We start from the raw sequence: 15,797 nt of genomic DNA on the forward strand, positions 1-15,797 counted from the left end.
AGACCATTCACCCAGTTTATATTTGAACCAGCATATTTATGCGCAAAAGCTCTCTTTCTTGATTTTAAAAGGCGAAAGTCACACAAAAAAGCTTACGAAATTGATGTAGGGCCACTGCCAGATCTGTTGTTATTCTAATGGGGTGTTTGCTCGGTTACCCGATTCAGAAGAAATCGACCATTTACAGATCAGCAAGCCCTACTTTTTTTTGAAGTAAGTATGGTAAAACATCATCTGAACAAGTTTTGGCGAGATATTCTTTTTATTACAATGCTCCACGCGGCGACGAATGGCTTTGGTCAGATCAACGATTATGTCTATTTCCAAAATTTCGTCTACCACGCGGATGGGAAGCTTTGCACCCATCAACCACCGTCAGTATCTTTCGTGGCATACTTGAACCAAGACCTCAACAAAATTCTCACTGACCGATCGCCGCGCTGGAGAAAAGGGGCTGATCCGAATATCACGGGAAAGGGCGTTTTCGGCATCGAATTAGGCAACTTCATCGATCCTGCCATCAAAGTCGGTGATACAGTTTCGGTGCGTTTCACCTGCAACGCAACTCAGCAACAAGGCACTTTGACTGAAGTGGTTAGCTCGATTCCATGGTATCGATTCCCTGCCACTTTGCAACTCGTTCCAGCGGCAATTCCAGAATCACCACAAAATGTAACACTCAATCGCACAGCAGCAGGATATCGATGTATCAAGTGGCAAGCGCTACCAGGCCTGAACTATATGGTCTATCGGCGCTCGCTGGCGGATACCTTGCTGGAAAATATTCCTCGGATGCTTTACATTCGGATTGGCGAACACGTCGTGAGCGATAGTTTAATCGATTCTACCGCAAGTATTGCAGAGAAATATGGCTATCTCGTTTTTGCAGTCTCGAGCAACGGTATTTGGGGACCTCCTGCGGCTGAGGTCAACGAAGCCCCGGTCATCAACTTCGGGGACGATCTCACCATTGGCTATATCTCTCGTTTGCCCAAGATCGATTATGTCTGGGGCGAAGAAGTTTCTCGAACCGATGGTTGGCCCAAGGTTGGACAGATTGTAACTTGGCGGGCGCATCTCAAAAATTGGATGATGCGCGATTTGAAGGCAGTTAAATACCAATGGTATCTCGATGGCGCAGCCATGGTCTTGGACTCGATCGACCTTCCTGCAGGCAAGGAGGTCACCGTAGATTATCCATGGACATGGACTTTTGATCGGCATGTGATCAAATTTGTCATTGATCCGAAAAATGAAATTCCCGAGGAGGAAGAAAAAAATAATCAGCTTAGCATTTTCACTGATGCGATTGCTGTTGGATTCTATGTGGAACAGAGCGTCTATGAATATTTTCGGCGCTATCAGCGCGAGTTAAGGGTTCATTCCAATTGTTGGGAGGATTGGGCACAGCGTCAGGTGAGCCGCTGGAACCAGATGTTCGCCGCCGCTATCTACCCTGAATCCCCCAATGGGGTACTGGATCGAATCCGCATTGATGAAATTGTTGTGGTCCCGGATGGCGCATTGCCATTGGCAGGTGGCAGTTACCCAACGAATATGCCTAATCTCAACGACCGCACGGTGGATCTGCAATGGGGGTTCACTGCAGAAGCAGTTACCAGTGGCTTTTACGCAAATCATACCAGCCCCACCGATAATAATCCCTTTTATTTCGAGGGCTCGCTAATCCACGAATTGGGGCACGCCCGCTACCTAATCGACCTGTATGGTTTTAATGTCCATGACGATCGGACTGGCAAAACCGTCGCAATTAAGGAAAATGGCAAGCTGATCGTCGGTACGAATTACATGCCCATGATCGGCAGTGACGCAGTTTATTATTGTCAATTCCAAGGCCTGATGAACAGCAATTATACCTACATAGATCGCTACAGCGCCGCCGCGCTCAATCTCATCGCTGGCTATCGGGCACGACTGGGTAATTATAATGCCCCAGGCAATATTGGGGTGTTCATGCAGGACCTCCCCGCTCAGAATCGACTGACTGTTATGGACGCCTCGGGCAATAAACTCCCGGGCGCTTCGGTATGGATCTATCAAGCGACCGGGAACGCTGGCCAGTGGTATGGCAAATATTTTGATGACATCCCTGATCTGAAATTGCTGGCGGATGCCAATGGGCAGGTGCTATTAGGTCGCTGTCCTTTCAGCAAAACTGGCCGCATTGAGCATACCTACGGTTTTTCCAACGGCGTGATTATCCTCCGCGTCGCTCACGAAGGGAAAGTCGGCTATGGTTTTCTTGAATCTACGTTGTTCAATCTGCAATATTGGAGCGGACACACCAACCTTGGTGATTATGAGCTCAAAATCAATCTGATTCCGACGACTGATGTCGACCAACCGCCCCTTGCAAACCTACCCAACCAATTTGTACTGAATCAGAATTACCCGAATCCATTCAATAGCATCACTAAAATTACTTATCAGTTGCCAGCAAACAGTCATGTCAGTCTCGCCATTTATGATGTCAATGGCCAAATAGTAGAGAAATTGATTCAAGAAGATCAGACTGCAGGAAGCTATCAATATGAATGGCGGGCTTCAGTTGCCAGTGGCATTTACTTCTGCAAATTGGTGGCAAAATGGGATCAAATGCAATTTGCTGATATCAAAAAGATGGTTTTAATCAAATGATCGAGCCGATTTTGGTGGCTTCAGATTCGGGTCGGAAGGGCGCATTGTCAGCTATAATGATTAATTAATAAAATTATCATGCCATCCATTGGCAATCATACAAGGTTCTTGTAACTTGCTATGGAACTGAATTAACAGTTCCATCGATCCCCGGGAGATCATCCGGCCATGCATGGTTCGCTCGTTTTGCAGAAGGCTATCGGACCAGAAATGATGAGAGGAAGAACGATTTGCTAATAAAGATTTTATTACTTTGCTCAATTGGATCAATCATACTGAGTATCGTTCAAGCTGATGAAATGAAATCAGGAGTATTAATGGGCTCTAACAACATTGGGTTGATCACTCTACCATCGTCTTTTCCCAAAGGAAATTACACTCCGCACGGCTATATCGATAATCCCTATCACTCCATGGTGTTCAATCGCAGTGGGGTGATTCGATCGGTCCCGCCATTGGGATTCGGGTGGTGGCGCCGCAACTTCAATGGCAGCTATGGTGGCGGCGATCGCGATCATATCAATTATCTCTGCTTTTTGTTGCTCAGTGTCTCGTGCGGAGGGAAATCATTTGTTACAACCGATGACTTTTCTCAGGCTGGCATTGACTTGGTGTCAAAATATCATAGCAAACATGTGATCAGTTATGACTGGCAATTTCAAGAAATTGATTTCAGCTTGAAATATTTTTTAGCTACAGAACACTCACTGGTCTGCTTGGTCGAGCTTCGGAATTTTGGCGCCACTGAGCAAGAAGTTTTCATTCATGCCACGCATCTCTATGGGTTGTGGGAAACTCGCTGGTGGGGCAGCGATGGATTGGCCAGCAGATACGCCCCAGGTATTGACGCTGGCATCAGCAAGATCTGGGCATATGGGGATATTTTTGCGCTCGGTTCGAATAAAAGAGCTATTGCCCATAAAGCGACGGGATCGTCAGACCAATGGAAAGAATGGCTGAGAAACAATGATCTGAGCACTATCGAGAAAACCACCGTGCATGGCAGCGGGCCATTATATATGGTTCAAAGTTATCATTTTCAAATCCCAGCAAAAGAATACACCTCGGCGATCATTGTGCTAAGTCGCGGGGCTAACGAAAATAATGCAGTCCAAGAATTGCGAACAACCCTTGAGCGCGGATTGAATATTTTAACAAACCAATTGGCTGAAGATGAGTCGTTCTGGTCAAAATGTCCAGTATTGGAAGGGGATTGGCCTGATACCTGGCGACACGGCTGGGTATATGACTGGGAAACCCTGCGAATGAATGTCAGACAGCCGATAGGGATTTATGAGCATCCTTGGGATGCCATGCAAATCCATTCGCCGCGCGCGGTTTTAGGGGAGACGAGCCTTGACATGATGACCCTGAGCTATGCCGATGGAGAGTTGGCAAAACAAGTTTTTTATGGTACTTTTGCTGATGCGCCAATGCCGAATGTCCCTTGTTCGCGAGAGGATGGGAGCATGAATATGATCTCCGCTGATGGCTCGGAGTGCGGCACTGCACCGATGTGGGGCTATCCATTTCATACCATTAAATCGATTTATGCCATGAACCAAGACAGGGCGTGGATCAAAAAGCTCTATCCATTCTTGAAAGCTTACATTGAATGGTGGTTGAAAAACAGGACGGATCCAGAAGGATGGTTGCATTGTAACAATAGCTGGGAATCGGGGCAGGATGGCTCGCAGCGTTTTTTGATTGCCCGAGGTGATGAGGGCGCGGTAGTGAATTTCGTCCGCACTGTAGATGTTGAGGCCGCTATGGCAGAGGCAATGGCCAATATGGCGCTGTTTGCGGAGATCGCTGGTCAAAGCGCCGATATCCCCTATTGGAAGAAATTGGCTCAGCAGCGTCTCGAGCGGACCCGATCGATGTTCGTGGATGGTTGGTTCCGCGATTTCGATGCGCGAGTGAATCAACCGATCATATTGGATAATTATTTTGACGTCATGATGCTGGCGCCGCTTACGTGCCACGTGGCCACCCAAGAGCAAATTGAGGCCATTAGACCGATGTTTGCGTATTTTCGTGCCAATCCTCAACCTTGGCTGGAGTGGCCGCCATTGGTTTTTACCTTTTGTGAAGCTGCCTGGTTCGCCAGAATGCAAAAAATCGCGGCTGAGGTTGTGGCAGACATCGCTGATCGCACCTATCTTCGCACCGATAGTCGCTCCGTTTTGCATGAAGACAAAAATATGCCTTTTTCCTATCGCATTCCTGGCGTTGCCAATGAATTCTGGCCAGTGGCTGAAATCCCAGCAGGTGGAGAAAACTACGGCTGGGGAGCTACGCTCCCTATGAATATCATTCGCAATATCATCGGCTTCCGCGAGACGGAGAATATTTCGGAGACGGAGTTTTATCTTGCCCCAGCAATCCCTGAACGTCTCTTCAAACCAGGAAAGCGATACACAATAAAAAAGTTGAATTATCAAGGCATACAAATCTCTCTCAGTTACACCATCAAAAACTCGGATCGGATGGAAATCGAGCTGGCCTACCGCGCATCAAGATCAGTTGGTCTAACGATTGTGAATGCCAGAGGTATGGTCATCTCAAAACAGGCTGAGAAAAATGAGGCTCATTCAATTGCCTTTGATGGAAAGAATGAGGAGGTTTACAGAATTAGATTTGAATGAAAGGGCTTGAATTCTTGAGAAAGTTCAGAGCCTTCGAAAGAAATAGATCCGAAGAAAAACTGGTTATGAAAACAATCGAATCACAACCATTTTGCTTCCAGAATGTTTCGGGCCATTAATCGAGATGAATAAAGATTTCCAGTTAGCAGCCATGAAAATCTGTCGCTTTGTTTTGATATTTTGTTTAAGCTGCATGGGCTCGATTGCCACGCGTGCGCAGCAAATATTTATTAACGAGCTGATGTCCGCTAACATCGCCACGATTGTTGATGACGATGGGAATTATTCGGATTGGATCGAGATATATAATGCCGGAATTCAAAGAGTCGATCTTATGGGTTTTGGTCTCTCTGATAACCCTTCGCGTCCGTTCAAATGGCAATTCCCTAAAATTGCGATCGAGCCGGGGCAATTTCTGCTATTGTTTGCTTCAGGCAAGGACATTCGCACCGTTCCGATCCATTGGGAGACCATCATCGATTGGGGGGATGAATGGAAATATTTGGTGCCGAGTGCTGAACCAGCACCCAATTGGCGGACACTTGAGTTCGATGATTCTAATTGGCTTACTGGCCCGAGCGGTTTCGGATATGATGATAATGATGATGCCACTCAACTTGGTTCGCCGGACCCATTCCAGCCCTCCCCTATCTCGGTTTTTATACGAAAGACCATTTACATTGAAAATCCAGCCGAAATCATTGGAGCGATTTTGCATGTAGATTACGACGATGGCTTTGTGGCCTATTGGAATGGCGAAGAAATCGCTCGAGCGAACATAGGTTTTGTCGGCGTCCCACCGGCTTATAACCAATTTGCTACCCGACCTGCGGAGGCGCGCATATATCGCGGTGGTGAGCCAGAAAAATTTGTCGTTGAAAACCTGTCAACTGTTTTGCGCCCCGGTACAAATGTTATTGCGATGGAAGTGCACAATTCCGAGCTATATTCATCAGACTTGACGCTGATCCCGTTTTTGACGCTCCAAATGAACGCGGTCCCTTCGCAGGCGCGAGGTCCTTCGCGCCACCTGAAATTTCCGCCATCGCCGAAATTGCATACCAATTTTAAGCTCAAAGCAGCAGGCGAGACGCTCTGCCTCAGCGATGCAACCGGTAAATTGATTGATCACGTCAATTTCGGCTATCTTCCCACCGATGTCTCTTTTGGCCGCCAACCTGATGGTGCCGCTACCTGGCGCTTCTTTGAATCTGCCACTCCAAACGGGCCGAACATTAACACTGGCTATCAGGCCATGCTTGAACCACCACAATTTTCGCATCCGGCCGGATTATACGATCGCGCTCTGGTTCTGGAGCTGATCAGCACTACCCCAGGGGCGACCATCCATTATACGCTTGATGGATCAATCCCAACTGAAGATTCGCCACAATATCAGCAGCCAATCGCCATCGACAAAACGACGGTGGTCCGAGCCAGAGCCTTCGCTCCCACCTGGCTTCCCAGCAGGGCCATAACCCAGACTTATATTGTGAATCAAAATTTCACGATCCCAATTATTTCGATCGCCACAGATCCGATGAACCTCTGGGATCATGAGACAGGCATTTACGTCTTTGGCGATCATGCCGATACACTGAACTATCCGTTTTGGGGGTCAAATTTCTGGCAAGATTGGGAACGTCCCATTCATATCGAGTTTTTTGAGCCAGATGGAAAATTGGGATTTAGCATCGATGCCGGGGTACAGATCTTCGGATCGTGGAGTCGGCTTTATCCACAGAAATCGCTGGCCGTGTTCGCCCGCAATCGCTATGGCGACGATGCCATCAATTATCAGATTTTTCCTGATAAACCAATCCAAGAATTTCAGTCCATTATTTTGAGGAATTCTGGTCAAGATTGGGGCCGCACGATGTTCCGCGACGCGATGATGCATTATCTGGTCAAAGATTTGGACCTTGATGTCCAGGCTTACCGACCCGCAGTGGTTTTCTTGAATGGCGAATTCTGGGGAATTCACAATATTCGTGAGAAGATGAGCGAACACTATCTGGCATCGAACCGCGGAGTCGACCCAGAAAATATCGATTTCATCGAGCGGGATACCATGGTCATCAAGGGGAGCACCGATCATTACCGCCGCCTGCTCGATTACGTGGCCAATCACGATATGCGACTGGCTTCAAGCTATGACTATGTGAAGACCCAAATGGATGTGGAGAATTTCAATGACTACATGCTGACGGTCATGTTTTACGCGAATTCTGATTGGCCCTGGAATAATGTAAAATGTTGGCGTCCCAGAACCCCACAAGGAAAATGGCGCTGGTTGCTCTATGATCTCGATTATGGATTTCACGGCGGCCATCTCGGGCCAGATGCCAACCTTTTTAGAGAAATTCGAAACCAAAAAAACGGAACAACGTTGTTGTTTTTCAAATTGCTGGACAATGAAGCGCATCGCAGGTTATTTGCCAACCAATTTGCGGACCGTTTGAATAGTGTCTTCGAGCCAAGCCGCGTGATCGAGGTGATCAACCAATTCAAAGCTGGTATTGAGCCAGAGATGCCGAAGCATATCGCCCGCTGGAAAGGCTCTTTTGTTGGCCCTTGGTGGTTGGGAAAATCCATCGATTCCATGGAGGAATGGTACGGCCATATCCAAGTGCTGATCGATTTTGCACAGCGCCGGCCTGATTATGTTCGACAGCACATCATGAACGAGTTCAAACTCTGGGATGGAGTGGCTTTTGTCCAATTGAATGTCGTTCCAGCTAGCGCTGGCCGCATTCGCATCAACAGCCTGATCCCCAGAGATTATCCATGGAGCGGCATCTATTTTATTGATCTACCAATCACACTAACCGCCATTCCCAAGCTCGGTTATCAGTTCAAAAAATGGATCGGCGCAAATCCGACAGATTCGTTGTCCATTTCGACCATGATCCAAAATGGCCAGGTGATAACCGCGGTTTTTGAGCCAACAGGAATTTCTGCCGTGCCAGTGGTGATCAATGAGATCAATTATCAATCGTCACCAGCTTTTGACACAGAGGATTGGCTCGAGCTCCATAATTTTGGGGATACTGAGATTGATTTGTCTGGTTGGGTGCTGATGGATAGTAACGATGACCATCGGTTTACGTTTCCTGAAAATTGCATTATTCCAGCAAAAGGCTACTTCGTCATCTGTCGCAGCGCAGCGACTTTTAGGCGTTTTTTTCCCAAAGTATTGAATCAAACCGGTGATTTGGATTTTGGGTTTAGCAGTGAGGGCGAACTGCTTCGATTGTACGATGCCGCAGGCCAATTGATCGATTCGGTTCATTACGGGGTAACTTATCCCTGGCCCGAAGCGGCTCGAGGCGAGGGCTATTCATTAGAGCTTCGCGATCCGAAACTAGATAATGGATTGCCGCAGAGCTGGTTGGCCTCGACCCGTATCGGCGGGACCCCAGGAACTGCCAATAGTGCGATTCAGACAAGAGTAGCAGCCTCATTGGGAATAGGGCTCCCCTTTGAATTGGCTCAAAATTATCCCAATCCGTTCAATGCGCAAACGACAATTCGCTTCTCCCTGCCCCAGGAACAACGGGTGATTTTGAAAATTTTCAACATTCGTGGCGAGGAAGTGATGACGTTGATCGATGGAACACTGCTGGGAGGCCTTCACGAAATTCATTGGGACGGCAGGAATCGACTTGGCGAGAGGGTCCGATCTGGAATTTATTTTTGCTTGCTGATGGCTGGGCAGGAACATGAAGTGAGGAAAATGATTTTAATGGAATGAGGCTTAACTCGGGAAGTTGATCCAATTCTTCGGACTCATCCGTTCACCTCTCTGCGTTTGAAAGGAAAATTGCTTAACCTTAAACCTGTTTACGTAGCCAGATGGGTGCAAATTGTATCTAAGCATTATTTCGGAGGACCATTAAATATGAATTGCTCCAAATTTTCTGTCAAAATGATAAACTCATTTTTACTCCTGATTTTGATTTTTCTTCCCTGGAGGAGCTTGGCGCAAATGACCATTATCAAACCGATCGACCTCTCCAGCGGGCTGATGGACAGCTCCATCCTGGTCAAAACAGATCCGGAGCTATCTTCTAATCTGATTCGAAAAATTTTTGATGGCAATCAACTCACGGAAGCTGCGCTCTTTACTTCCGATAGCTTGGTCGTTACATTAAAACTCATAAATCCAGTCGAGATTTCTCGGAGCAAAGTGTTCTTCTGGCATAATGGCAAATGGAGCTTAGAAACAGCCGAAACAGAAACCGATTTGCAAAACAAAACTGGCTCTTATCGCATCCTTGTCAACAACGCTGACTTTTTCAGTTTTCAATGGGATTCGGTCTCATTTGAGACGATGAAACCCACATGGTTAAGGCTGAACGCCCGAAATTATGAGAGCAAGATGATGCTTATTGGCGAATGGCAACTGCTGACCACCCATAATCTCATCGGTCTGAAGATCATGCCTCAACCTTTGCGGCTCATTCCTGGAACATCGCTCAAGCTCAAAGTGAAAATCTATGACGATCGAGGCGTCCTTTATCCTTATACGCTCTCTGATCCGATCTACTGGAATTCCGATAATCCAAATGTTGCAATTGTGGACGATGTAGGTTTAATCACTGGAATTGCCCTGGGCTCTGCGAATGTGATTGCCGCAACACCGAAATTGAAAGGGACCACGGCCGTGACTGTCGAGACCGATTTCACATCTCCCAAGGCCAAACCATTATATCGCAAAGTGGCGGTTGTGATCCAAGATCAGATCATCGACTTCACGCATAAGCGCCGAATCCATGAGGTGCGCGGTTGGAATGACCCGATGCGATACATCTATCAATTGATCGATACATTCAACGAAGTCAGCGATGGCGTGGTGCAATACCAGATTGCTGACGTTCGGAACGACCAGGTTGTTTTCAGCCGCATGGATGGAGAGTTCATGACGATCGATACCTTGGCTTATTTTTTCGGCTCCAATTCGCGGCTTTATGGGCGAGAAACGCCTGGGACGTTGCAATACATCGCTGAAATCGAGAACCGAGTCAAATTTGACTATAACGCGATGATCGATTATTATGATTTTGCCAATAAGCGAAACATGGAAATGATTCATGAGGTCTGGGTGTATGCCTGGCCTTTTGCGGCGATGTACGAATCGCAACTGGTCGGCCCAAATGCATTCTGGTACAACTCCCCCCCACTGTCGCATCCTGGTTTGCAGAAGCAATTGCCTGTGATGGGCTGGAATTATGAACGAGACCTGGCCTGCGCTTTGGAGAGCTACGGACACCGCTCCGAAAGCGCCATCTCCCATGCTTTTGGTGGCTGGAACACGCGCTCGCCCAATCCAACCGACTGGGATATTTTCACGCGGATTGACAAGGATTTCCCTGGTATGGCTCACGTGGGAAGCATCCATTTTCCGCCCAATGGCTTACACGATTATGACTTCGCGAATCCGCGGTATGTGGTGACCTACGCTGATAATTGGAAACGCTACCCGATCATTTTAAATCAAACTCGAGTAATTAATGCCAGTGAATGGGGATTTTCGCATGAGGGTTACATGCGCTGGTGGTTCAATCACCTGCCGCGCTATGAAGGCGTGACAGATAGCATGCTGAATAATTGGTGGCACTATATCGTGGATTATGAGGGTGCGGTGGAACAGGCCAAGCGGCTGCTAACAAAGGTCACAAACGAAACTCCCCATGGCACTCCTCGACATTATCGATTGGAGCAAAACTATCCGAACCCTTTTAATCCTACGACGAAGATTCGGTTTGAATTAGCCGCCGATCAGCAAGTTGTGGTGAAGTTGTATGACCTGTTGGGCAGAGAGGTGAAAACATTGTTGCATCAGTGGTATTCTTCTGGACGTCATGAGATCACTCTCGATGGCAGCGAATTAGCCAGTGGCATCTACTTCTATCGGATTCAGGCGGGAAGTTTTACGGCCACGAAGAAATGTATTTTACTCAAGTAGCTGTGGAAACCATTCGCGCACCGCGTGGCTAAAGCCGCTTTCGGCATTACTCGCGGTGCATCGAAATTTATTTTTCAATTCAATTGGTGCATTTTCGACAACAAAACTATGCCCAGTCCAATTTAATAGATCCAGATCATTATAGTCGTTCCCGATTCCCAGCACCATTTCTCTTGGACAACCCAATCGTTCGCAAAGCCAAGCAGTCGCGGTAGCTTTGGACACATTTTTGGGAAGTATCTCAACCCAAATTGATTTGCCATCTAACGCCGAGGTGGCACGAATAACATTAAATTGGGGCAATTGGCATTTAATCTGATCATAAACTGTTACCCCATCTGGGATGATCACGACAAATTCACTACTAGCTCCAATGGTATCAATTGGTTGCTGGAGCGGAGCCGCAAAACCTTGGTAGATTTCGATGCGCCGCCAAAAATCGGGATTGGGTCTGACCTGAGAGTCAAAAAAAAGGAAATGATGGTTGTCCGGAATGGGCATCTGAATCATGAAATCCATCTTTAATTGAATGAGAAAGTTTGCAAGGAAGGCAGTCTCTGAAGCTGTTAATGATCGTTCTAACAAGATTTCCTGCTGGGTCCAATCCATTACCCCCGCTCCAGAAGAGAAAATCAAATAATCAATCGGGAATTCGGTTGGCAGAACTTTATTAGCGGAATACACCGAGCGACCAGTCGCCACCACTCGATAAACATTTTTGGTTTTAAGCAATTGCAGCAATTGATAATCTTGCTCACTGATCCGATGATCTGGCCCTAACAAAGTTCCATCCAGATCCGAAACGACCATTATCAAAGGTTGGGATATCATATTTTCAAAAAATGACTTTTTGTACTGTTCACTTTTCATTTAGCCACCTAAAATCGATAAGCTATTTCATGTGCATTGGCTCGGCAAATTAATGAAATTTACCAAAAAAAGCAACTCATTTCTTCCCTTGCAGAACTTGGGTTATTTAAAATGATCAATTTGCAAACGCGTGCAAGTTACTTTTGCGGATGCATGGGTCTGCTTGATTCTAATAAATATCTCGCTATGACATACCCGCCCCCATTTAACAATTGGCGTCTATCAAAAATTGACCAATCATTATGAATGAACCACTTGGATGAATCGAAACGAGAAGCCAGATATCTGCTTTTGATAATAATTTGGCAATTGAAATAAATCAAACAATTGTCTTGCATTTAGCAATTTTTTTCATTATATTTTAGTCGAAAAATAAAAAAATTCGAGAGGAATGTTCGATGAACAATTACGATATTGGCGATGAGGTTGAAGCCTACTGTGGCAAATGCAAGCTCGATACACTTCATATTGTAACTGCAGTATCAGATGATCAGATCGAAAAAGTCATGTGCAAAGTCTGCATGGGCTATCACCGCTATAAAATGCCACAAAGCGCTGCATCAATCGTTGCGTCCTCCAAAAATCGTAGCACGAAGACTGAACCAAAAGCCGTTCAGAAACGGGCGCGCCGCGACAAATGGACCAAGATCTTAGAAGATTTAGACTCAAATGTCGCGGTTGAATACTCGATGGAAAAAACCTATCAGCCGGAAACCCCCATTCATCATGAGATTTTCGGATTCGGTGTGGTCAAAAATATCATCGATAGCCGCAAAATCGAAGTGCTGTTTCGTGATGGCGAAAAAATTCTGGTCCAGAACTTCCACCGACCTTAATAAGACCTGCTAATCTCGTAGAACGACCTCTAGCGTAACGATCTTATTCTTGGTGACGTGTATGGATATTTTGTCCGCATGAAATGCTGCTGGTGACAAATACTGCTCATTTAGATTTACGAATTTGGCACTTGCGATCGGCTTCCAAAAGCGAATGGTTCCCACCACCGTCTCTTCTGTTGGATTGAACACCCGCACAATTAGTCCTTTGCCTCGATCAGATTTTTTGATGGCGGAAAGTACCAATTGCTCTGGCTCAATCTGAACGAAAGCCATGGTATTCGGCAAAGGGCCGTGGCTTCTTCCAGTCTGGTTGAGATGAAGTCGGAGGTTAAAGTTCAGCGCCTCGCGATAGACCTGACCAGTGTTCCAATTGCCCTGATAGGGATAAATGGCGTAATCGAATACAAAAGGTCGCAGGCATTGGCACATGATCTGGGTTTCGTCGGTCGCCACGTCTTCGGGATCAGCGCCGATGATGGGAAACCGATAAGTGCGGAGCAATGTCAGTCCGATGGTTCGATCCTCATCCTCATGAACTGCGTACTCTGGCAGGCCAATATTTAAAATTGCCAATCCGCTCGTCCCATCTTCAATACCACAGAACATATATTGCGGATAGTAGGGCAGCATTGGCTCTTTCCAAGTGGAAGTATCCGGCAGATGGATGTCTCGCTCGGTTACATCGAAGTGGGTTTCTGAGTACGATCGATCGACGTGGCGATAACCAGATGGGAACATCACCCGCAGCTTATGATCGCGAATGGTATTATTGAATTCGGTGCGAATTTCCAGGCAGCGAGCACCTTTCTTGAGCGTAATGAACGAAGTGATCTTCACGGGCACCTTGTTTGGATTCCGCCGGCTGCGATCTTTCAGTGCATCGATGGGGACCATTAACATGGTTTCGACCTGGTACTGACCCAAAAGGGGACCATCATATCGCTTCGCAACGGTTGTAGCTGCCCCGATGCTGGTGATAATTTCATCCTCGTCCGCCGGGCGATGGGTGGCATGATCGCCAACTTCAGAGCGATCTTCGAAATAGTGCAACCCCTGATACTCCCTTCCATTCTGCTTATTCAATAAATCGATTCGTCCGTCAGGCAGAATCTCGGCGCGGAGGTATTCGTTTTCCAGCACATTGGCCTTTGGGGACATCGTCCCATAATTGATCTTAGGTCCCGATTGGGGCTTAATGATAAAAGTTTTGTAGCCCAAAGAAGGTACATCTGACAATGCGATTGCGCAGTGGACCCTTCTGGCTTTATACGGGATCGGAAATTCATAAGGATTCTTCACGATTGGTCCGAACGGATAACTTCGGAAAAATTGGGCTGACAACTCACGGCCATGTGGGTCCTCGACGCGAAACCAATGGGCGGCCGATTCCTCTGGCAGATCAATGACTGCTGTGACCACCTCATTCCTGACAAATTGGGTGGGATTGAAGGCGATCAAACATATGGCATCGGACGAGAGATGACGATTGTCGATATTTTTGACGATATGCGCCATAGCCCGACGGGACATATTATCTGCCAAATGTCGCACCTGCCGATGCCGATACTCAACATCCTCGTGCACCAGGTCGATGCTGCAACCAGCAATGCTGTCGTGGGATTGGTTGGCCAAAAGATTTTTCCACGCCAATTTCATCATTCCGCTTGGAAATTCCATACCCAATTGCTCGGCCAATGCGCACCACGTATCCGCATTCTTCTGCAATTTGTTTTCGCTCTGCCGATTTTGTTGCTTCAAGTACATCCGAGCGCTCAACATTCCTGGAAATAGGTTTTGCCAGAGGCCATCCACCATGGTGTAACGGAATTCGCCGCGCTTGACTTCCAGCTCTGGGGCTCGAGCCTTTACCGCTTGAACATAATCATAAAATGAAGAATGCACATAGATATCCCCAGTATTAAGCGCATTTGCATGAGCGATAATTTCTGGGGTTCGCGGATAGGGATTCACCTGATCCATCCCATCGAGATAAAGCAATTGATCGCAAGTGGCATCCTTCACGGCATGGCTCTTGATTTCCTCCAGCGCTCGGGGCAAATTCTCCAAATAGAGATGCTCCAGATGTTTCCCCTCCAACAACCAATAATCAAATCCCTGGAATTCTTCATCGCAAGGATGAAACGGCAATTGGTCTTCGCTCCAGTGATAATCCCATTCAAACGGCCATTTGTTCAACGCCACAGGGCGATAAACATGCACATACCAGTTTGCTCGACCGTAAGGATTGACCGAACGCATTCCCATCACTCGACTTCCGTCCGGTGCTTCCCAAATGAACTCATGTTTGGTGACGCGATTGTTGTTACCGCGATAAAAGAAAATATGATCCAGCCCAAAGCCCTGATAAATTTGCGGCATTTGCGATGACTGTCCGAAAGAGAAGGGGCTATAACCTGACCATTTCTTTCCCTCCCATGCCTCTGTGATCAGCATTCCCATCAAAAGATTTCGTACAATGGATTCACCGCTGATCTCTGGCGTGTCTGGCAAGCAATACCATGGTCCGATTTGGATGCGACCTGCTTTGATGAGGCGCCTCAAATCTGGTTCTTTCTCCGGCTTGATCGCTAAATAATCTTCCAATGGTATGGTCTGAGAATCTAGCAAAAAATATTTGTAATCTGGATTGGTATCCAAAAGTTCGATTAAGCGGTCGAACATGTCGACCAGCAACATTCGAAATTCCTGAAAGGGATAGCGCCATTCTCGATCCCAGTGAGTGTGAGAGACGACATGAATGGTATAAGACTTGTTCATTTGGGACATGCATTACTCCTGTAAATTAGGAAGTTT

The 15,797-nt window shown here is 46.9% G+C and carries 7 protein-coding genes; 5 read left to right on the top strand and 2 right to left on the bottom strand.

Going from position 1 to position 15,797, the window contains the following annotated elements:
* Positions 1–219 precede the first annotated feature (219 nt).
* From ONB37_03850 to ONB37_03865, 4 genes are all read left to right on the top strand, one after another.
* Positions 220–2,658, top strand: coding sequence for a T9SS type A sorting domain-containing protein (locus tag ONB37_03850; protein ID MDZ7399282.1), 2,439 nt, complete (start codon positions 220–222; stop codon positions 2,656–2,658).
* 317 nt (positions 2,659–2,975) lie between these two features.
* Positions 2,976–5,306 (top strand): trehalase family glycosidase, encoded by a 2,331-nt coding sequence (locus ONB37_03855; GenBank protein MDZ7399283.1) that lies wholly within the window; start codon positions 2,976–2,978, stop codon positions 5,304–5,306.
* 241 nt (positions 5,307–5,547) lie between these two features.
* The gene (locus ONB37_03860) at positions 5,548–9,060 is read left to right on the top strand and encodes a CotH kinase family protein (protein MDZ7399284.1); all 3,513 of its coding nucleotides are present in this window, start codon (positions 5,548–5,550) and stop codon (positions 9,058–9,060) included.
* A 234-nt stretch (positions 9,061–9,294) separates the two neighbouring features.
* The gene (locus tag ONB37_03865) at positions 9,295–11,274 is read left to right on the top strand and encodes a T9SS type A sorting domain-containing protein (GenBank protein MDZ7399285.1); all 1,980 of its coding nucleotides are present in this window, start codon (positions 9,295–9,297) and stop codon (positions 11,272–11,274) included.
* Here ONB37_03865 and ONB37_03870 read toward each other — a convergent pair.
* Positions 11,263–12,144: a Cof-type HAD-IIB family hydrolase gene (locus tag ONB37_03870; GenBank protein ID MDZ7399286.1), complete on the bottom strand. Its 882-nt coding sequence runs from the start codon at positions 12,142–12,144 to the stop codon at positions 11,263–11,265. The genes ONB37_03865 and ONB37_03870 overlap by 12 nt on opposite strands.
* Before the next feature lie 398 nt (positions 12,145–12,542).
* On the opposite strand from ONB37_03870, the gene ONB37_03875 reads away from it, so the two are divergent.
* Entirely contained in the window at positions 12,543–12,980 is a 438-nt protein-coding gene (locus tag ONB37_03875) for a hypothetical protein (GenBank protein ID MDZ7399287.1), read from the top strand.
* A gap of 9 nt (positions 12,981–12,989) precedes the next feature.
* Here ONB37_03875 and ONB37_03880 read toward each other — a convergent pair whose 3' ends face one another.
* Positions 12,990–15,770, bottom strand: coding sequence for a glycosyl hydrolase-related protein (locus ONB37_03880; GenBank protein ID MDZ7399288.1), 2,781 nt, complete (start codon positions 15,768–15,770; stop codon positions 12,990–12,992).
* Positions 15,771–15,797 lie beyond the last annotated feature (27 nt).

The sequence above is a fragment of the candidate division KSB1 bacterium genome (assembly GCA_034506395.1).
In the GTDB taxonomy this organism is placed as follows: Bacteria; Zhuqueibacterota; Zhuqueibacteria; order Thermofontimicrobiales; family Thermofontimicrobiaceae; genus Thermofontimicrobium.